Origin of the sequence: Streptococcus pseudopneumoniae (assembly GCF_001074975.1) — a bacterium.
GTDB classification, from domain to species: Bacteria; Bacillota; Bacilli; order Lactobacillales; family Streptococcaceae; genus Streptococcus; species Streptococcus pseudopneumoniae_D.
Genome location: NZ_JUUO01000136.1, coordinates 1 through 20,204, shown reverse-complemented (window position 1 = coordinate 20,204; position 20,204 = coordinate 1). Strand labels below are relative to the sequence as shown.

The 20,204-nt window shown below is 40.1% G+C and carries 19 protein-coding genes and 1 other annotated feature; of the genes, 18 read left to right on the top strand and 1 reads right to left on the bottom strand.

All coding sequences use genetic code 11. The features are described from left to right. Nucleotides 1-23 precede the first annotated feature (23 nt). From prsA to ADI86_RS09890, 18 genes are all read left to right on the top strand, one after another. Nucleotides 24-962 (top strand): peptidylprolyl isomerase PrsA, encoded by a 939-nt coding sequence (gene prsA, locus ADI86_RS09975; RefSeq protein ID WP_049532875.1) that lies wholly within the window; start codon nucleotides 24-26, stop codon nucleotides 960-962. 161 nt (nucleotides 963-1,123) lie between these two features. Next, nucleotides 1,124-2,347: a cell division peptidoglycan polymerase FtsW gene (ftsW, locus tag ADI86_RS09970; protein WP_049532873.1), complete on the top strand. Its 1,224-nt coding sequence runs from the start codon at nucleotides 1,124-1,126 to the stop codon at nucleotides 2,345-2,347. A gap of 24 nt (nucleotides 2,348-2,371) precedes the next feature. Continuing rightward, nucleotides 2,372-5,068: a phosphoenolpyruvate carboxylase gene (gene ppc / locus ADI86_RS09965; protein WP_049532871.1), complete on the top strand. Its 2,697-nt coding sequence runs from the start codon at nucleotides 2,372-2,374 to the stop codon at nucleotides 5,066-5,068. 96 nt (nucleotides 5,069-5,164) lie between these two features. Further along, nucleotides 5,165-5,382, top strand: a binding site (T-box leader). Between the two features lie 216 nt (nucleotides 5,383-5,598). Further along, the gene (gene trpX / locus ADI86_RS09960; protein WP_049532869.1) at nucleotides 5,599-6,594 is read left to right on the top strand and encodes a tryptophan ABC transporter substrate-binding protein; all 996 of its coding nucleotides are present in this window, start codon (nucleotides 5,599-5,601) and stop codon (nucleotides 6,592-6,594) included. Between the two features lie 75 nt (nucleotides 6,595-6,669). Then, entirely contained in the window at nucleotides 6,670-7,536 is an 867-nt protein-coding gene (locus tag ADI86_RS09955; protein WP_045612545.1) for an ABC transporter permease, read from the top strand. After that, the gene (locus ADI86_RS09950) at nucleotides 7,533-8,291 is read left to right on the top strand and encodes an ABC transporter ATP-binding protein (RefSeq protein WP_045611494.1); all 759 of its coding nucleotides are present in this window, start codon (nucleotides 7,533-7,535) and stop codon (nucleotides 8,289-8,291) included. The genes ADI86_RS09955 and ADI86_RS09950 overlap by 4 nt, the downstream gene beginning before the upstream one ends. A gap of 89 nt (nucleotides 8,292-8,380) precedes the next feature. Further along, nucleotides 8,381-10,141, top strand: a complete 1,761-nt coding sequence (dnaG, locus tag ADI86_RS09945) for a DNA primase (protein ID WP_049532868.1) — start codon at nucleotides 8,381-8,383, stop codon at nucleotides 10,139-10,141. Nucleotides 10,142-10,143: 2 nt separating this feature from the next. Beyond that, complete coding sequence (rpoD, locus tag ADI86_RS09940; RefSeq protein WP_000256769.1) at nucleotides 10,144-11,253, top strand: RNA polymerase sigma factor RpoD; 1,110 nt, start codon at nucleotides 10,144-10,146, stop codon at nucleotides 11,251-11,253. 14 nt (nucleotides 11,254-11,267) lie between these two features. Further along, nucleotides 11,268-11,597 (top strand): metal-sulfur cluster assembly factor, encoded by a 330-nt coding sequence (locus tag ADI86_RS09935; protein ID WP_000331925.1) that lies wholly within the window; start codon nucleotides 11,268-11,270, stop codon nucleotides 11,595-11,597. A gap of 115 nt (nucleotides 11,598-11,712) precedes the next feature. Next, nucleotides 11,713-12,756 carry an alpha-galactosylglucosyldiacylglycerol synthase gene (gene cpoA, locus ADI86_RS09930; protein ID WP_049532867.1) on the top strand — a complete coding sequence of 348 codons (1,044 nt, stop codon included), beginning with the start codon at nucleotides 11,713-11,715 and terminating at the stop codon, nucleotides 12,754-12,756. Nucleotides 12,757-12,771: 15 nt separating this feature from the next. Beyond that, entirely contained in the window at nucleotides 12,772-14,097 is a 1,326-nt protein-coding gene (locus ADI86_RS09925) for a glycosyltransferase family 4 protein (protein WP_049532866.1), read from the top strand. 28 nt (nucleotides 14,098-14,125) lie between these two features. Then, entirely contained in the window at nucleotides 14,126-14,302 is a 177-nt protein-coding gene (locus tag ADI86_RS09920; RefSeq protein WP_049532910.1) for a PspC domain-containing protein, read from the top strand. A 58-nt stretch (nucleotides 14,303-14,360) separates the two neighbouring features. Next, on the top strand, nucleotides 14,361-14,495 hold the full coding sequence (locus tag ADI86_RS09915) for a DUF4044 domain-containing protein (RefSeq protein ID WP_000863859.1): 135 nt from the start codon (nucleotides 14,361-14,363) through the stop codon (nucleotides 14,493-14,495). 63 nt (nucleotides 14,496-14,558) lie between these two features. After that, the gene (obgE, locus tag ADI86_RS09910; RefSeq protein WP_049532865.1) at nucleotides 14,559-15,869 is read left to right on the top strand and encodes a GTPase ObgE; all 1,311 of its coding nucleotides are present in this window, start codon (nucleotides 14,559-14,561) and stop codon (nucleotides 15,867-15,869) included. A 9-nt stretch (nucleotides 15,870-15,878) separates the two neighbouring features. Next, nucleotides 15,879-16,034: a hypothetical protein gene (locus tag ADI86_RS12060; protein WP_000502580.1), complete on the top strand. Its 156-nt coding sequence runs from the start codon at nucleotides 15,879-15,881 to the stop codon at nucleotides 16,032-16,034. 303 nt (nucleotides 16,035-16,337) lie between these two features. Further along, entirely contained in the window at nucleotides 16,338-16,979 is a 642-nt protein-coding gene (locus ADI86_RS09900) for an amino acid ABC transporter permease (protein ID WP_049532864.1), read from the top strand. Between the two features lie 9 nt (nucleotides 16,980-16,988). Further along, nucleotides 16,989-17,618, top strand: a complete 630-nt coding sequence (locus tag ADI86_RS09895) for an amino acid ABC transporter ATP-binding protein (protein ID WP_049532863.1) — start codon at nucleotides 16,989-16,991, stop codon at nucleotides 17,616-17,618. A 9-nt stretch (nucleotides 17,619-17,627) separates the two neighbouring features. Further along, the gene (locus tag ADI86_RS09890) at nucleotides 17,628-18,467 is read left to right on the top strand and encodes an amino acid ABC transporter substrate-binding protein (RefSeq protein ID WP_049532862.1); all 840 of its coding nucleotides are present in this window, start codon (nucleotides 17,628-17,630) and stop codon (nucleotides 18,465-18,467) included. Between the two features lie 61 nt (nucleotides 18,468-18,528). Here the strand turns inward: ADI86_RS09890 and lysS are convergent, their stop codons facing one another. After that, complete coding sequence (lysS, locus tag ADI86_RS09885; RefSeq protein ID WP_049532861.1) at nucleotides 18,529-20,019, bottom strand: lysine--tRNA ligase; 1,491 nt, start codon at nucleotides 20,017-20,019, stop codon at nucleotides 18,529-18,531. Between the last annotated feature and the right edge of the window lie 185 nt (nucleotides 20,020-20,204).

Genomic DNA, 20,204 nt, shown 5'->3' with positions numbered 1-20,204 from the left:
ACACTTATCTCAAAGGAGTAGACATGAAGAAAAAATTATTGGCAGGTGCCATTACACTATTATCAGTAGCAACTTTAGCAGCTTGTTCGAAAGGTTCAGAAGGAGCAGACCTTATCAGCATGAAAGGGGATGTCATCACAGAACATCAGTTTTATGAGCAAGTGAAGAGCAATCCTTCAGCTCAACAAGTGTTGTTGAACTTGACCATCCAAAAAGTATTTGAGAAACAATATGGTTCGGAAGTAGATGACAAAGAAGTCAACGATACTATTGCCGAAGAAGAAAAACAATATGGTGAGAACTACCAACGTGTTTTGTCACAAGCAGGCATGACTCTTGAAACACGTAAAGCTCAAATTCGTACAAGTAAATTGGTTGAGTTGGCAGTTAAGAAGGCAGCAGAGGCTGAATTGACAGATGATGCTTATAAGAAGGCCTTTGACGAGTACACTCCTGATGTGACTGCTCAAATTATCCGTTTGGACAATGAAGACAAGGCCAAAGAAGTCCTCGAAAAAGCTAAGGCAAGTGGCGCAGATTTCGCTCAATTGGCCAAAGATAACTCAACTGATGAGAAAACCAAAGCTAACGGTGGAGAAATTACCTTTGATTCTGCTTCAACAGAAGTACCAGATCAAGTTAAGAAAGCAGCTTTTGCCTTGGATGTTAACGGCATTTCTGATGTCATTACAGTTACTGGAACACAAGCCTACAGCAGCCAATATTATATTGTTAAACTCACTAAGAAAACAGAAAAATCATCTAATATTGATGACTACAAAGAAAAATTAAAAACTGTTATCTTAACTCAAAAACAAAACGACGCATCATTTGTTCAAAGCATTATCGGAAAAGAATTGCAAGCAGCCAATATCAAGGTTAAGGACCAAGCCTTCCAAAATATCTTTACCCAATATATTGGTGGTGGAGATTCAAGCTCAAGCAGTTCTTCAAAAGAATAAAACAGAAAAGAGCCCAGTGCTCTTTTTCTTATGACAAAAATAGTCCATCTGATGGATAAGAGTTTTTTTCTTTCGGAAAAAATGGTATAATAGCAATCAAAACTAGAAAACAAACGGAATTTGGGAAGCAATTATGTTGTTCTCATTAGATTGGTGATACTATGAAGATTAGTAAAAGGCACCTGTTAAATTATTCTATTCTAGTTCCTTACTTGCTTTTATCTATTTTGGGCTTGATTGTGGTTTATTCGACAACCAGTGCTATTTTAATTCAAGAAGGCCAAAGTGCACTGCAATTGGTCCGAAGTCAGGGACTATTTTGGATATTTAGTTTGATACTGATTGCCTTGATATATAAGTTGAGACTGAATTTTTTAAGAAACGAACGTCTTTTATTTATCGTTATGTTCGTTGAGCTGATTCTTTTAGTTTTGGCTCGTTTGATTGGTATTCCTGTCAATGGAGCCTATGGCTGGATTTCTGTAGGGCCTTTGACTATTCAGCCGGCCGAATACTTGAAAATTATTATTATTTGGTATTTAGCAAATAGATTTTCCAAACAACAAGAGGATATAGCTATTTATGATTTTCAAGTTTTGACACAAAATCAGTGGCTTCCTCGCGCTTTTAATGACTGGCGCTTTGTCCTCTTTGTCATGATTGGAAGCCTTGCTATTTTCCCAGATTTGGGGAATGCTTCTATTTTAGCTTTGGTTGCCTTGATTATGTATACGATTAGTGGTATCGCTTATAGATGGTTTATTGCATTTTTGGGAATTTTGGTGGGTATTTCTGCCCTATCCTTATCACTTATTTCTTTTATAGGGGTTGATAAATTTTCAAAAATTCCAGTATTTGGCTATGTGGCCAAGCGTTTCAGTGCCTATTTTAATCCCTTCGCTGATTTGGCAGGGGCAGGTCACCAACTCGCAAATTCCTATTTTGCCATGGTGAATGGTGGTTGGTTTGGTCTAGGCTTAGGAAATTCAATTGAAAAACGTGGCTATTTACCAGAGGCCCATACAGACTTTGTATTTTCAATAGTCATTGAAGAATTTGGATTTGTGGGAGCCAGCTTGATTTTAGCACTTGTCTTTTTCCTGATTTTGCGAATTATCCTAGTCGGTATTCGTGCTAAGAATCCCTTTAATTCCATGATGGCGATTGGAGTTGGGGGGATGATGTTGGTACAGGTCTTTGTCAATATCGGTGGAATTTCTGGCATTATTCCCTCGACAGGAGTAACCTTCCCCTTCCTATCACAAGGAGGGAATAGTCTCCTAGTATTGTCTATAGCCATCGCCTTTGTATTAAATATTGATGCAAGTGAAAAACGTGCTCAATTATATGAGGAGTTAGAAGCTCACTCATCAAACTATATGTAGAGCTGAGAGTGGAAAGGATTACCTATGTCTCTTCAAAAATTAGAAAACTATAGTAATAAAGCTGTCGTGCAAGAAGAAGTATTGATTTTAACAGAATTGTTAGAAGATATCACTAAAAACATGCTTGCCCCAGAGACTTTTGAAAAAATCATGGAGTTGAAAGAATTATCAACTCAAGAAGATTATCAAGGCTTGAATCAATTGGTTACGAGTCTGTCAAATGATGAAATGGCTTATATTTCACGCTATTTCTCCATCTTACCTCTTTTGATTAATATTTCAGAAGACGTGGATTTGGCTTATGAAATCAACCACCAAAATAATATCGATCAAGATTATCTTGGGAAGTTATCAGCAACAATCAAAATGGTTGCAGAAAAAGAAAATGCGGTTGAAATTCTAGAACATTTGAATGTTGTTCCAGTTTTGACTGCCCATCCAACACAAGTGCAACGTAAGAGTATGCTGGATTTGACTAACCATATCCATACCCTCTTGCGTAAGTATCGTGATGTGAAATTAGGTTTGATTAATAAGGAAAAATGGCATAATGATCTCCGTCGTTACATTGAGATTATCATGCAGACAGACATGATTCGTGAAAAGAAATTGAAAGTAACCAATGAAATCACGAATGTTATGGAATATTACAATAGTTCCTTCCTGAAGGCGGTTCCTCATCTGACTGCTGAGTACAAGCGTCTGGCTAAAAAACACGGCTTAGAGTTGAAACATCCTAAACCAATTACCATGGGTATGTGGATTGGTGGAGACCGTGATGGTAATCCTTTTGTGACTGCAGACACCTTGAAACAATCTGCTATGACTCAGTGTGAAGTCATCATGAATTACTATGATGAAAAGATTTACCAACTTTATCGTGAATTCTCTCTCTCAACTAGTATTGTCAATGTGAGCAAGCAAGTCAGAGAAATGGCTCGTCAATCCAAGGATAATTCTATTTACCGTGAAAAAGAACTCTACCGTCGTGCCTTGTTTGATATTCAATCAAAAATCCAAGCAACAAAAACCTATCTGATTGAGGATAAGGAAGTTGGAGCTCGCTATGAAACAGCTAATGACTTTTATAAGGATTTAATCACTATCCGTGATTCCCTCTTGGAAAATAAGGGTGAAGCACTGATTTCTGGTGATTTTGTTGAGTTGATTCAAGCAGTTGAAATTTTTGGTTTCTATTTGGCATCAATTGACATGCGTCAAGATTCTAGTGTTCATGAGGCCTGTGTAGCCGAACTCTTGAAATCAGCAGGAATTCATTCTCGTTATAGCGAACTAAGTGAAGAAGAAAAGTGCCAGCTTCTCTTGAAAGAATTGGAGGAAGATCCACGTATTCTTTCTGCTACTCACGTTGAAAAATCAGAGTTACTTGAAAAAGAATTGGCCATCTTTAAGGCTGCTCGTAAGTTGAAAGATAAGTTGGGTGATGATGTTATTCGTCAAACCATTATTTCACATGCAACTAGCGTATCAGACATGTTGGAATTGGCTATCTTGCTAAAAGAAGTAGGGTTAGTTGATAAAGAAAGAGCCCGTGTCCAAATCGTTCCTCTCTTTGAAACAATTGAGGACTTGGACCATTCAGAAGAAACCATGAGAGAATACCTTTCTCTTCCTCTTGCTAAGAAATGGATTGCTTCACGTAATAACTACCAAGAAATCATGCTTGGTTACTCTGATAGTAATAAAGATGGTGGCTACCTATCATCATGTTGGACCCTCTACAAGGCTCAACAACAATTGACTGGTATTGGAGATGAATTTGGCGTTAAGGTTACCTTCTTCCATGGTCGTGGTGGTACCGTCGGTCGTGGTGGTGGACCAACCTATGAAGCCATCACATCTCAACCGCTTAAGTCTATCAAGGATCGTATCCGCTTGACGGAGCAGGGTGAAGTTATTGGCAATAAATACGGTAACAAAGACGCAGCCTACTATAACCTTGAAATGCTAGTATCTGCAGCCATTAACCGTATGATTACTCAGAAGAAGAGCGATACTAATACCTCAAATCGTTACGAAGCTATTATGGACCAAGTAGTGGACCGTAGTTACGATATCTACCGTGACTTGGTCTTTGGTAATGACCATTTCTATGATTATTTCTTCGAGTCAAGTCCAATCAAGGCTATTTCAAGCTTTAACATTGGTTCTCGTCCAGCCGCTCGTAAGACTATTACTGAAATCGGTGGTTTGCGTGCTATCCCTTGGGTATTCTCATGGTCGCAAAGTCGTGTCATGTTCCCTGGCTGGTATGGGGTTGGTTCAAGCTTCAAAGAATTTATTGATAAAAATCCCGAAAATATTGAAATTTTGCGTGATATGTATCAAAATTGGCCCTTCTTCCAGTCTCTCCTTTCAAATGTTGATATGGTCTTGTCAAAATCAAATATGAACATTGCTTTTGAATATGCTAAACTTTGTGAAGATGATCAAGTAAAAGCAATTTATGAGACTATTTTAAATGAGTGGCAAGTTACCAAGGAAGTTATCTTGGCTATCGAAGGTTATGATGAACTCTTGGCTGAAAATCCATATCTAAAAGCAAGTTTGGATTATCGTATGCCATACTTTAATATTCTTAACTACATCCAGTTGGAGTTGATTAAACGTCAACGCCGAGGAGAATTATCAAGCGATCAAGAAAAATTGATCCATACAACCATCAACGGAATTGCAACAGGATTGCGTAATTCAGGTTAATACCTATCAAGCTTCCTCTTTTCTATAGGGGAAGTTTTTGAATAGTTCAAAAAAATACTCAAAGAGTCTTGACAAGTAATTGAAAAATGATATAATTTAAACATTCAGAAAAGTAATCATTCAAACTTTTTAGAGAGTCTGTGGTAGCTGAAAACAGATAAGTGGTGATGATGAAAATTGGGCTGGATGTTATTTAGAATTTGAAATCATAAAAATTCGGTGAGCACACCTTATAGTGCATCTCGTGATTGCGAGACAGAGCGATAGGGAACTTCCCTATAATTGAGGTGGTACCGCGCATCGACGTCCTCACACAAGTTTTTGTGTGAGGACTTTTTTGATGGAGGTTAGTATGGAAAGAAAACGATGGCGTCGCTTGTTTATACTCAATGAAAATCAAAAAGCAAACTAGGAAGCTAGCCGCAAGCTGTACTTGAGTACGGTAAGGCGACGCTGACGTGGTTTGAAGAGATTTTCGAAGAGTATTAGATAAGTGAAGTATTTTAAAGGAATAAAAAAGGAGAAATAGAATGAAAAATAAACGTTTAATTGGAATTATCGCTGCGTTATCAGTTTTAGTAGCAGGAAGCTTGATTTACTCTTCAATGAATAAACCAGAAGCTAAGAATGAGAAGAAAGTTGCCAAAGTTGGTGTCCTTCAGTTTGTGAGCCATCCATCTCTTGACTTGATTTATAAAGGGATTCAAGATGGACTTGCAGAAGAAGGTTATAAAGATGACCAGTTGAAGATTGACTTTATGAACTCAGAAGGTGACCAAAGTAAGGTTGCGACAATGAGTAAACAATTGGTTGCAAATGGGAATGACCTTGTGGTTGGTATTGCAACGCCAGCTGCTCAAGGTTTGGCAAGCGCCACAAAAGACCTACCGGTTATCATGGCTGCTATTACAGACCCAATCGGTGCTAACTTGGTCAAAGATTTGAAAAAACCAGGTGGCAACATTACAGGGGTATCTGACCACAATCCAGCTCAACAACAAGTTGAACTCATCAAAGCTTTGACACCAAATGTGAAAACAATCGGAGCTCTTTACTCAAGTAGCGAAGACAATTCAAAAACTCAAGTTGAAGAATTTAAGGCTTATGCTGAAAAAGCAGGTTTGACAGTGGAAACATTTGCAGTTCCTTCAACAAATGAAATTGCTTCAACAGTTAATGTTATGACTAGCAAGGTTGATGCTATCTGGGTTCCAATTGATAACACAATCGCATCTGCATTTTCAACAGTTGTATCAAGCAACCAATCGGCTAAGAAACCAATTTATCCAAGTGCAACTGCCATGGTAGAAGCAGGTGGTTTGGCATCCGTTGTAGTTGACCAACATGACCTTGGTGTGGCAACTGGTAAAATGATTGCGCAAGTCTTGAAAGGTGCAAAACCAGCTGATACTCCAGTCAATGTCTTTTCAACTGGTAAATCAGTTATCAATAAAAAATTGGCACAAGAGCTAGGTATTACGATTCCTGAATCTGTTCTAAAAGAAGCAGGACAAGTGATTGAATAATCTACAATGGAGGAGTTGGGGACATCTCCTCCAATTTTTTACAATAGAAATCATATAGAAAAGGTTAAGAAACAGATGATATTATCTATTATTTCTCAAGGATTTGTCTGGGCTATTTTAGGTCTGGGAATCTTTATGACATTTAGGATTTTGAACTTTCCAGATATGACGACAGAAGGTTCCTTCCCTCTTGGGGGAGCTGTTGCTGTCACTTTGATAACGAAAGGCGTGAATCCTTTTTTAGCGACACTTGTTGCTGTAGGAGCAGGTTGTTTGGCTGGAATGGCAGCAGGCCTTCTTTATACAAAAGGGAAGATCCCAACCTTGCTCTCCGGGATTTTGGTGATGACTTCCTGTCACTCTATCATGCTCTTGATTATGGGGCGTGCGAATTTAGGCCTGCTTGGAACCAAGCAAATTCAGGATGTTTTGCCTTTTGATTCGGATTTGAATCAACTCTTGACAGGTCTCATCTTTGTGAGTATTGTTATTGCTCTCATGCTCTTTTTCTTGGACACCAAACTAGGACAAGCCTATATTGCTACAGGTGACAATCCTGATATGGCTAGAAGTTTCGGGATTCATACTGGACGCATGGAGCTCATGGGCTTGGTCTTATCAAATGGTGTGATTGCCCTTGCAGGAGCTCTTATTGCCCAGCAAGAAGGCTATGCCGATGTATCTCGAGGAATCGGTGTTATCGTTGTGGGGCTTGCAAGTTTGATTATTGGAGAAGTTATCTTCAAGAGTTTGAGCTTGGCAGAACGTCTGGTTACCATTGTTGTAGGTTCTATCGCTTATCAATTCTTAGTGTGGGCAGTTATTGCGCTTGGCTTTAATACAAGTTACCTTCGTTTGTACAGCGCCGTGATTTTAGCAGTCTGCCTCATGATTCCAACATTTAAGCAAACAATCTTGAAAGGAGCCAAATTAAGCAAATGACAGCAATTGTAGAATTAAAAAATGCAACCAAAGTCGTTAAAAATGGCTTTGATGAAGAAAAGATTATTTTAAATGATGTTTCCTTAGAAATTTTTGAACAGGACTTTATCACGATTTTAGGTGGAAATGGTGCTGGCAAATCAACTCTCTTTAACACTATTGCAGGAACCTTGTCATTAACCAGTGGGACCATCCGTATTTTAGGTGAGGATGTTACCAAGTTTTCACCAGAGAAGCGCGCTAAGTATCTGTCTCGTGTCTTCCAAGATCCAAAGATGGGGACAGCTCCTCGTATGACAGTGGCAGAGAATCTCTTGATTGCCAAATTTCGTGGTGAAAAGCGTGGATTGTTACCACGACGCTTGACTAGTTATAAGGATGAATTTCAAGCGACCATTGAAAAAGTAGGAAATGGTCTTGAGAAACACTTGAATACACCGATTGAGTTCTTATCAGGTGGGCAAAGACAGGCCTTGAGTCTCTTGATGGCAACCTTGAAACGACCTGAATTACTCTTGTTAGACGAGCATACTGCGGCCCTTGATCCAAAGACTAGTGTTGCTTTGATGGAATTGACAGATGAATTTGTTAAGAATGACCAGCTGACAGCGCTTATGATTACTCATCACATGGAAGATGCTCTTAAGTATGGCAATCGCTTGATTGTCATGAAAGAAGGACGAATTATCCAAGATTTGAACCAAGAAGATAAAGCAAAAATGAAAATCTCTGATTATTATCAACTCTTTGAATAAAGTAGGGAAAATGAGTGAAATGGTTTACTTTTTTTCTGAAATAAAGTATACTATATAAAGTAAACTATGATAACATGGAGGTATTGTGTATGGTTGACAAACAAGTCATTGAAGAAATCAAAAACAATGCCAACATTGTGGAAGTCATAGGAGATGTGATTTCTTTACAAAAGGCAGGACGGAACTATCTAGGGCTCTGTCCTTTTCATGGTGAAAAAACACCTTCTTTCAACGTTGTCGAGGACAAGCAGTTTTACCACTGTTTTGGTTGTGGGCGCTCAGGTGATGTCTTTAAGTTCATCGAGGAGTACCAAGGGGTTCCCTTTATGGAGGCTGTCCAAATCTTAGGTCAGCGTGTTGGGATTGAGGTTGAAAAACCGCTTTATAGTGAGCAGAAGCCAGCTTCACCCCACCAAGCTCTTTATGATATGCATGAAGATGCTGCCAAATTTTATCATGCTATTCTCATGACAACGACCATGGGGGAAGAGGCCAGAAACTACCTTTATGAGCGTGGTTTGACAGATGAAGTGTTCAAGCATTTTCGGATTGGTTTAGCACCTCCAGAACGAAACTATCTCTATCAACGTTTGTCTGGTCAGTATCGTGATGAGGATTTTCTAGATTCAGGGCTATTTTACCTATCGGATGCAAATCAATTTGTAGACACCTTTCACAATCGCATCATGTTTCCCCTAACAAATGACCAGGGAAAGGTCATTGCCTTCTCAGGTCGTATCTGGCAGAAAACGGATTCACAAACTTCTAAGTATAAAAATAGCCGATCGACTGCAATTTTTAACAAAAGTTACGAATTATATCATATGGATAGGGCAAAAAAATCTTCTGGTAAAACTAGTGAGATTTACCTCATGGAAGGGTTCATGGATGTCATTGCAGCCTATCGGGTTGGAATCGAAAATGCTGTCGCATCTATGGGAACAGCCTTGAGTCGTGAGCATGTTGAGCATCTGAAAAGGCTAACCAAGAAGTTGGTTCTTGTTTACGATGGCGATAAGGCTGGGCAAGCTGCGACATTGAAAGCGCTGGACGAAATTGGTGATATGCCTGTGCAGATCGTCAGCATGCCTGATAACTTGGACCCAGATGAATATCTACAAAAAAATGGTCCAGAAGATTTGGCCTATCTATTAACGAAAACTCGTATTAGTCCGATTGAGTTCTACATTCACCAGTATAAGCCTGAAAATAGTGAAAATCTGCAAGCTCAGATTGAGTTTATTGAAAAAATAGCTCCCTTGATTGTTCAAGAAAAGTCCATCACTGCTCAAAACAGCTATATTCATATTTTAGCTGACAGTCTGGCGTCCTTTGATTATGCCCAGATTGAGCAGATTGTTAATGAAAGCCGTCAGGCACAAAGGCAGAATCGCATGGAAGGAATTTCCAGACCGACGCAAATCACTATGCCTATCACCAAGCAGTTATCGGCTATTATGAGGGCAGAAGCCCATCTACTTTATCGAATGGTGGAATCCCCTATTGTTTTGAACGATTACCGCTTGCGAGAAGACTTTGCATTTGATACACCTGAATTTCAGGTCTTATATGACTTGCTTGGTCAGTATGGCAATCTTCCTCCAGAAGTTCTAGCAGAACAGACAGAGGAAGTTGAAAGAGCTTGGTACCAAGTCTTAGCTCAGGATTTGCCTGCTGAGATGTCACCGCAGGAACTAAGTGAAGTAGAAATGACTCGAAACAAGGCTCTCTTGAATCAGGACAATATGAGAATCAAAAAGAAGGTGCAGGAAGCTAGCCATGTAGGAGATACCGACACAGCCTTAGAAGAATTGGAACGTTTAATTTCACAAAAGAGAAGAATGGAGTAATAATGGTAACAAAACAAAAAGAAGTAACAACATTTGACGTACAAGTAGCAGAATTTATCCGTAATCATAAGCAAAAAGGGACAGCAACAGATGATGAAATCAATGCTAGTCTTGTTGTCCCTTTTACCTTGGATGCTGATGGGATTGAAGATCTCTTGCAACGGATTCAAGATGCAGGAATTTCTATCACAGATAACGAAGGAAACCCAAGTGCGCGTGTTCTTAGTGCTGAAGAAGAACCGGAACTCAGTGATGAGGACTTGATTGGTTCAACGTCGGCTAAGGTCAATGACCCTGTCCGTATGTACTTGAAAGAAATCGGGGTCGTTCCTCTTTTGACCAATGAAGAGGAAAAAGAGTTAGCACTGGCTGTTGAAGCGGGTGACATCGAAGCCAAACAACGTCTTGCGGAAGCCAACCTTCGTTTGGTTGTTTCTATAGCCAAACGCTATGTCGGTCGTGGTATGCAGTTCCTTGACTTGATTCAAGAAGGGAACATGGGCTTGATGAAGGCGGTTGACAAGTTCGACTATTCTAAAGGGTTCAAGTTCTCAACTTATGCAACTTGGTGGATTCGTCAGGCTATTACTCGTGCTATTGCGGATCAAGCTCGTACCATCCGTATCCCAGTTCACATGGTTGAAACGATTAACAAGCTTGTTCGTGAACAGCGGAATCTCCTTCAAGAATTGGGACAAGATCCAACGCCAGAACAAATCGCTGAACGTATGGATATGACCCCTGACAAGGTTCGTGAAATCTTGAAGATTGCTCAAGAACCAGTATCTCTTGAAACTCCAATTGGTGAAGAGGATGATAGCCATCTTGGGGACTTTATCGAAGATGAAGTGATTGAAAATCCAGTGGACTATACAACTCGTATCGTTTTGCGTGAGCAGTTGGATGAAGTCTTAGATACTCTTACAGACCGTGAAGAAAATGTTCTACGTCTGCGTTTCGGACTAGACGATGGAAAAATGCGTACCCTTGAAGATGTGGGTAAAGTCTTTAACGTAACTCGTGAGCGTATCCGTCAGATTGAGGCCAAGGCTTTGAGAAAACTACGTCAACCAAGTCGCAGCAAACCGCTTCGTGATTTTATTGAAGACTAAGAGTGAGGATGAATATGGCTTATACAGAAGAGCAAATTGAAAACATCAAAACACGGATTTTATCAGCCTTGGAAGAAGTTATTGACCCTGAGTTGGGAATCGATATTGTCAATCTTGGTTTGATTTATGAGATTCGTTTTGATGGCGACACAGGGCAAACAGAGATTGATATGACGTTGACAACTATGGGTTGTCCCTTGGCAGACCTTTTGACTGACCAGATTTATGATGCTATGACAGAGGTGCCAGAAGTAACGGATACTGAGGTTAAATTAGTCTGGTATCCAGCCTGGACAGTTGAAAAAATGAGTCGCTATGCACGCATTGCCCTAGGCATTAAGTAAACATATAAAAGTATGTGAGAGACCCTTGGAAAAGTGAGGAAATTTCCCCCTCTTTTCCTCTAGTCTCTCCTTTCTTTTGCTGATTTTATTCAAAGAAAATGATATAATAGTAGTTATGGAAAAAAAGAAATTACGCATCAATATGTTGAGTTCAAGTGAGAAAGTAGCAGGACAAGGAGTTTCAGGTGCTTACCGTGAATTAGTTCGTCTTCTTCATCGTGATGCCAAGGACCAATTGATTGTTACAGAAAATCTTCCAATAGAAGCAGATGTGACTCACTTTCATACAATTGATTTCCCCTATTATTTATCAACATTTCAAAAGAAACGCTCAGGAAGGAAAATTGGCTATGTGCATTTCTTACCTGATACACTTGAGGGGAGTTTGAAAATTCCATTTTTCTTAAAGGGAATTGTGAAACGCTATGTATTTTCTTTTTACAACCGGATGGAGCACTTAGTTGTGGTCAATCCTATGTTTATCGAGGATTTGGTGGCAGCTGGTATTCCACGTGAAAAAGTGACCTATATTCCTAACTTTGTCAACAAGGAAAAATGGCATCCTCTTCCAGAGGAAGAGGCAGCGAGACTGCGTACAGAGCTAGGTCTTAGTGACAATCAGTTTATCGTAGTAGGTGCTGGTCAAGTTCAGAAACGTAAAGGGATTGATGATTTTATCCGTCTGGCTGAGGAATTGCCTCATATTACCTTTATCTGGGCTGGTGGTTTCTCTTTTGGTGGTATGACAGATGGTTATGAACGCTACAAGAAAATCATGGAGAATCCCCCTAAAAATTTGATTTTTCCAGGTATTGTGTCACCAGAGCGGATGCGCGAATTGTATGCCCTAGCGGACCTTTTCTTGTTGCCTAGTTACAATGAGCTCTTTCCGATGACGATTTTAGAGGCTGCCAGTTGTGAAGCTCCTATTATGTTGCGTGATTTAGATCTTTATAAGGTGATTTTAGAGGGGAATTATCGGGCGACAGCAGACAGAGAAGAGATGAAAGAAGCTATTCTGGAATATCAAGCGAATCCTGCTGCTTTAAAAGATTTGAAAGAAAAAGCTAAGAATATTTCTAGAGAGTATTCAGAAGAGCATCTGTTACAAATCTGGTTGGACTTTTATGAGAAACAAGCTGCTTTAGGGAGAAAGTAAAAAGTGAGGTAATCTATGCGAATTGGTTTATTTACAGATACCTATTTTCCTCAGGTTTCAGGTGTTGCGACCAGTATTCGAACCTTAAAAACAGAGCTTGAAAAGCAGGGGCACGCTGTTTTTATCTTTACGACGACAGATAAGAATGTCAATCGTTATGAAGATTGGCAGATTATCCGCATTCCAAGTGTTCCCTTCTTTGCTTTTAAGGATCGCCGCTTTGCCTATCGAGGATTCAGCAAGGCGCTTGAAATTGCTAAACAATATCAGCTAGATATTATTCATACCCAGACAGAATTTTCTCTTGGCTTGTTGGGAATTTGGATTGCGCGTGAATTGAAGATTCCAGTCATCCATACCTATCACACCCAATACGAAGACTACGTGCATTATATTGCTAAGGGGATGTTGATTCGTCCTAGTATGGTCAAGTACTTAGTCAGAGGTTTCCTGCATGATGTGGATGGGGTTATTTGTCCTAGTGAGATTGTCCATGATTTGCTATCTGACTATAAGGTCAAGGTTGAAAAACGGGTCATTCCAACTGGGATTGAATTAGCTAAGTTTGAGCGTCCGGAAATCAAGCAGGAAAATCTGAAAGAACTACGTAGTAAACTAGGGATTCAAGATGATGAAAAGATGTTGCTTAGTCTTTCCAGAATTTCCTATGAAAAAAATATTCAAGCAGTTTTAGCAGCCTTTGCAGAAGTTCTGAAAGAAGAAGACAAGGTTAAACTGGTGGTAGCTGGGGATGGTCCTTATCTGGATGACCTCAAAGAGCAAGCCCAGAAACTAGAGATTCAAGACTCTGTTGTCTTTACAGGGATGATTGCTCCTAGTGAGACAGCTCTTTACTATAAGGCGGCGGATTTCTTCATCTCGGCATCGACAAGTGAAACCCAAGGCTTGACCTACTTGGAAAGCTTAGCCAGTGGAACGCCTGTCATTGCTCATGGAAATCCTTATCTGGACAATCTGATCAGTGATAAAATGTTTGGAACCTTGTACTATGGAGAACATGATTTGGCTGGTGCTATTTTGGAAGCCCTGATTGCAACGCCAGATATGAATGAGCATACTTTATCAGAGAAGTTGTACGAGATTTCAGCTGAGAACTTTGGAAAACGGGTGCATGAGTTTTATCTGGATGCCATTATTTCAAATAACTTCCAGAAAGATTTAGCCAAAGATGATACGGTCAGTCAGCGTATCTTTAAGACAGTTTTGTATCTACCGCAACAGGTGGTTGCTGTACCCGTAAAAGGCTCTAGACGCATGCTGAAGGCTTCAAAAACACAGTTGATCAGCATAAGAGATTATTGGAAAGACCATGAAGAATAGAAAGAGGAACAGTATGAAAAAACAATTAATGAGAAGCGGTCGTGATAAAAAGATTGCGGGTGTTTGTGCCGGGGTAGCCCATTATTTTGATATGGATCCTACTATTGTTCGCGTAATATGGGGTGTTCTTGCTTTTGGTTATGGAGCAGGAGTTGTAGCTTATATCATTTTATGGATTATTGCGCCAGAAGCAAGTGACTATTGAAAACTAGCTAAATTCATGCTAAGATAATAGAAAATAGAATGTAACGAAGGAGATAAAAATGGCATTTGGAGATAATGGAAATCGTAAAAAAACTATGTTTGAGAAAATAACCTTATTTATCGTGATTATCATGCTAGTAGCAAGTTTATTGGGAATTTTTGCAACTGCAATTGGTGCCCTCAGTAATCTATAAAATAGATTCAAGAAAATTTAGTGACTGGGATTTCCCAGCCCTTTTTTAAAGTGAGAAGAAAAAATGAGTATGTTTTTAGATACAGCTAAGATCAAGGTCAAGGCTGGTAATGGTGGTGATGGCATGGTTGCCTTTCGCCGTGAAAAATATGTCCCTAATGGCGGTCCTTGGGGCGGTGATGGTGGTCGTGGAGGCAATGTCGTCTTCGTTGTAGATGAAGGTCTACGTACCCTCATGGATTTCCGCTATAATCGCCATTTCAAGGCTGATTCTGGTGAGAAAGGAATGACCAAAGGGATGCATGGTCGTGGTGCTGAGGACCTTAGAGTTCGAGTACCACAAGGTACGACTGTTCGTGATGCAGAGACTGGCAAGGTTTTGACAGATTTGATTGAACATGGTCAAGAATTTATCGTTGCCCACGGTGGACGTGGTGGACGTGGAAATATCCGCTTTGCGACACCAAAAAATCCTGCACCTGAAATCTCTGAAAATGGAGAGCCAGGTCAGGAGCGTGAGTTACAATTGGAACTAAAAATCCTTGCAGATGTTGGTTTGGTTGGTTTCCCATCTGTAGGGAAATCCACACTTCTAAGTGTTATCACCTCAGCTAAACCTAAAATTGGTGCCTACCACTTTACCACTATTGTGCCAAATCTAGGTATGGTTCGTACCCAATCAGGTGAATCTTTTGCAGTAGCCGACTTGCCAGGCTTGATTGAAGGTGCCAGTCAAGGTGTTGGTTTGGGAACCCAGTTCCTCCGTCACATCGAGCGTACACGTGTCATTCTTCACATTATTGATATGTCAGCTAGCGAAGACCGTGATCCTTATGAGGACTACTTAGCTATCAATAAGGAGTTAGAGTCTTATAACCTCCGTCTTATGGAGCGTCCACAGATTATCGTAGCCAACAAAATGGACATGCCTGAGAGTCAAGAAAATCTTAAAGAATTTAAGAAAAAATTTGCTGAAAACTACGATGAATTTGAAGAGTTACCAGCTATCTTCCCAATTTCTGGTTTGACTAAGCAAGGTCTGGCAACGCTATTGGATGCTACAGCTGAATTGTTAGACAAGACACCAGAATTCTTGCTCTATGACGAGTCAGATATGGAAGAAGAAGCATACTACGGCTTTGACGAGGAAGAAAAAGCCTTTGAAATTAGTCGTGATGATGATGCAACGTGGCTACTTTCTGGTGAAAAACTGATGAAACTCTTTAATATGACCAACTTTGATCGTGACGAATCAGTCATGAAATTTGCTCGCCAGCTTCGTGGTATGGGGGTTGATGAAGCCCTTCGTGCGCGTGGTGCTAAAGATGGTGACTTGGTCCGAATTGGTAAATTTGAGTTTGAATTTGTAGACTAGGAGACTGATATGGGAGATAAACCGATATCTTTCCGAGATGCGGATGGTAATTTTGTTTCCGCCGCAGACGTTTGGAATGAAAAGAAATTGGAAGAACTATTTAATCGTCTCAATCCAAATCGTGCCTTGAGGTTGGCACGAACTAAAAAAGACAATCCATCTTAAATACGTAAGATAAAACTCCAATTATCAGTCAAGTTAACTGTAACAAATAGAAGCTAAGATCTAGAAAGGGCAAAATTTGTCCTTTCTTTTCACTTATAAATTATAATATATTGAAATGGAATATAAACAAATAGACTAGGAAATTCAAATCAAATGACTAACAAGGCTTTATAAGTCGTGTTGTCCTATTCTACCTTCAAGACACTGATTTTTTCTATTGAAAAAGAATTTTTTTACAAAAATAGTTGGTTATTTAGTTTATTTATGCTATAATAGGAGCAATTATTTTTAGGAGGTGTCAGTATGTCTTATTTGTTTGAGATATTACCGAGTTTATTGAGCGGTGCAAGCATGACTTTACAGGTTTTTGCACTTGTCTTGATTTTTTCTATTCCCTTGGGCGTTTTGATTGCCTTTGCCTTGCAAGTCCATTGGAAGCTCCTCCATCATCTGATTAACATTTATATCTGGATCATGCGAGGCACACCCTTGCTCTTGCAGTTGATCTTTATCTATTATGTGCTCCCAAGTATTGGGATCCGTTTGGACCGTCTTCCTGCGGCTATCATTGCCTTTGTTCTCAATTATGCGGCTTACTTTGCTGAAATCTTCCGTGGTGGGATTGAGACTATCCCTAAAGGTCAATATGAGGCTGCTAAGGTCTTGAAGTTCAGTCCCTTTGCCACAGTTCGCTATATTATCTTGCCCCAAGTGACCAAGATTGTTCTTCCTAGCGTGTTTAACGAAGTCATGAGTTTGGTCAAGGATACTTCCTTGGTTTATGCTCTAGGCATTTCAGACCTTATCTTGGCTAGTCGAACAGCTGCCAACCGTGATGCTAGTCTGGTTCCTATGTTCTTGGCAGGAGCCATTTACTTAATTTTGATTGGTATTGTGACCATTCTTGCCAAAAAAGTTGAGAAGAAGTACAGTTACTATAGATAGGAGGCTGCCATGTTAGAATTACGAAATATCAATAAGGGATTTGGTGAAAAGCAAATTTTGTCCAATTTCAGTCTAAGTATTCCTGAAAAACAAATCCTGGCTATCGTTGGGCCTTCTGGTGGAGGTAAAACAACTCTCTTACGTATGCTTGCAGGTCTTGAAACCATTGATTCAGGGCAAATCTTTTATAATGGAGAACCTTTAGAATTGGATGAACTGGAGAAGCGAAATCTACTGGGATTTGTCTTCCAAGATTTTCAACTTTTCCCTCATTTATCAGTTCTAGATAATTTGACTTTATCACCTGTGAAAACTATGGGAATGAAGCAGGAAGAGGCTGAGAAGAAGGCGCGTGATCTCTTGGAACAGTTAGGACTGGCAGGGCACGCAGACGCCTATCCATTCTCACTATCTGGTGGGCAAAAGCAACGGGTGGCCTTGGCGCGTGCTATGATGATTGACCCAGAAATCATTGGCTACGATGAACCAACTTCGGCCCTAGATCCAGAATTACGCTTGGAAGTGGAAAAACTGATTTTGCAAAATAGGGAACTTGGGATGACGCAGATTGTGGTTACCCACGATTTACAATTCGCTGAAAATATTGCAGATCAGATTCTCAAGGTTGAGCCCAAGTAGGAGGTGACGATGACTAATAAGAAAATTGCTTTGGTATTGGTTTCGTTCCTGACTCTCTTTTTAACGGCTTGTACTCAGAAGGCTAGCAATCCAAAGCAGGATAACTGGGATAAGTATCAAGAGCAAGGCAGTATAACCATTGGTTTTGACAATACCTTTGTACCCATGGGATTTGAAGAAAAGAATGGCCAATATACGGGCTTTGATATTGACTTAGCACAAGCAGTTTCTGAAAAATTAGATTTTAAGGTGCAATTTCAGCCAATTGACTGGGATATGAAGGAAACGGAACTGCAAAATGGGACCATTGATGCCATCTGGAATGGCTATTCTGCCACTGATGAACGCCGAGAGAAGGTTGCCTTTAGCATTCCTTATATGGAAAATCAGCAAGTTCTGGTTACGAAGAGAAGCCAGCAAATTCATTCAGTAGAGGAGATGAAGGATAAGGCCTTGGGTGCCCAAGCTGGGTCCTCTGGTTATCTTGACTTTGAGGCCCAGCCAGATTTATTGAAAAATCGTGTCAAAGACCAGAAGGCCAATCAATACCAGAGTTTCAATGAAGCCTTGATTGATTTGAAGAATGACCGAATTGATGCCTTGTTGATTGACCGAGTGTATGCTAATTACTACCTCCAGTCTGAGGGGATATTAAATGACTATAATGTCTTTTCAGCTGGATTTGAGAGTGAATCTTTTGCGGTCGGAGTTAGACCAGCTGATAAAAGATTATTAACAGCATTAAACCAAGCCTTTATCGAACTATACCAAGAAGGAAAGTTCCAGGAAATCAGCCAGAAATGGTTTGGAGAAGATGTAGCAACAAAAGAAGTGAAAAGTAGAGATTGAGTTTTTACTCAGTCTCTTTTTGCATCAAAAAATCCTCTGGCAAGTACCAGAGGATAAGAGCTTATTTCATTGTTGGGAAGAGCAATACATCACGGATAGTAGTTGTGTCGGTGAGGAGCATGCAGAGACGGTCGATACCAATTCCTAAACCACCTGTTGGCGGCATACCGTATTCAAGAGCTTCAATGTAGTCATAGTCGATTCCTGTCGCTTCATCATCACCAAGTTCTTTGGCTTTAGCTTGGGCTTCGAAACGGCTAAGCTGATCGATTGGGTCGTTCAACTCAGTAAAGGCATTACCGTACTCCTTAGTCATGATGAAGAGCTCGAAGCGGTCAGTAAAGCGATCGTCTTCAGGATTTTTCTTAGCCAGTGGAGATACAGCTACTGGATGTCCATAGACAAAGGTTGGTTGGATCAAAGTTTCTTCAACAAACTCTTCAAAGAAGGCATTGATGATGTGGCCAACTTCAGTGTAGTGTTTTTCAACTGGAACTTTCTTCTCAGCTGCGATTGCCTTAGCTTCTTCCAAAGTCATGTCTTGCCAGAAATCTACACCAGTAATTTCCTTGATAGCATCAACCATGTGAACACGTTTAAATGGTTCGTTAATCTTGATTTCAGTACCTTGATAGTTGACTGGACCATCACCTTTAACTGATTTAGCAGCATGTTGGATAATGCCTTCCGTCAAGTCCATGATGTCTTGGAAGTCTGCATAAGCTTGGTAGACTTCGATAGAAGTGAACTCAGGGTTATGAGTAGCATCCATTCCTTCGTTACGGAAGATACGACCGATTTCATAGACACGTTCCATACCACCCACGATAAGGCGTTTCAAGTGAAGCTCAGTCGCGATACGAAGTACCATGTCAATGTTTTGGGCATTGTGGTGGGTGATAAATGGACGGGCAGAAGCACCACCAGCCTCATTGTGAAGAACAGGTGTTTCCACTTCTAGGAAACCTTTTTGATCAAGGTAACGACGGATTTCAGAGATGATTTTTGAACGAGTGACAAAACGCTCAAAGCTTTCGCGATTCGAAATCAAGTCCAAGTAACGTTTACGGTAAATTGTTTCAACGTCTGTCAAACCGTGGAATTTCTCAGGGAGTGGGCGAAGTGCTTTAGACAAGTGAGTGATGTGAGTAGCTTTGATAGAGAGTTCTCCCATATCTGTACGCATCACTTCACCTTCGACACCAAGAAAGTCACCAAGGTCTGCTTTTTTGAAGATTTCGTAGTTTTCTTCACCGACAGCATCTTTACGAACATAGATTTGGATTTGACCTTCGCGGTCTTGAAGGTGGGCAAAACCTACTTTACCTTTACCACGTTTGGTTACCAAGCGTCCTGCGATAGTAGCTGTTTCGTTTTTATCGTGTAATTGTTCTTTATCGAGGTCAGCAAATTTATCTTTTAATTCTTGTGAATTTGCAGTACGTTCAAAGCGTTTTCCAAAGGGATCGATTCCTTGTTCACGGAGCGCAGCCATTTTTTCACGGCGAACGATCTGCTGGTCATTTAGTTCTTCCATATGTTCTGTTGACATGGGATCCTCCTAGTTTTACTCAAAATTGAATACGATGAGTCATTTTTTGCGATACTCCCATTTTATCATAAATAGCCAAGAAATTCACGGATAATCTTTCAAAACTAAAAAGAACTTGACGCTCGTAACTTCTCAAAGTAACTTCCACCTCTCTCCCAAAACTGGAAGTTAGTCTCAGACGACGA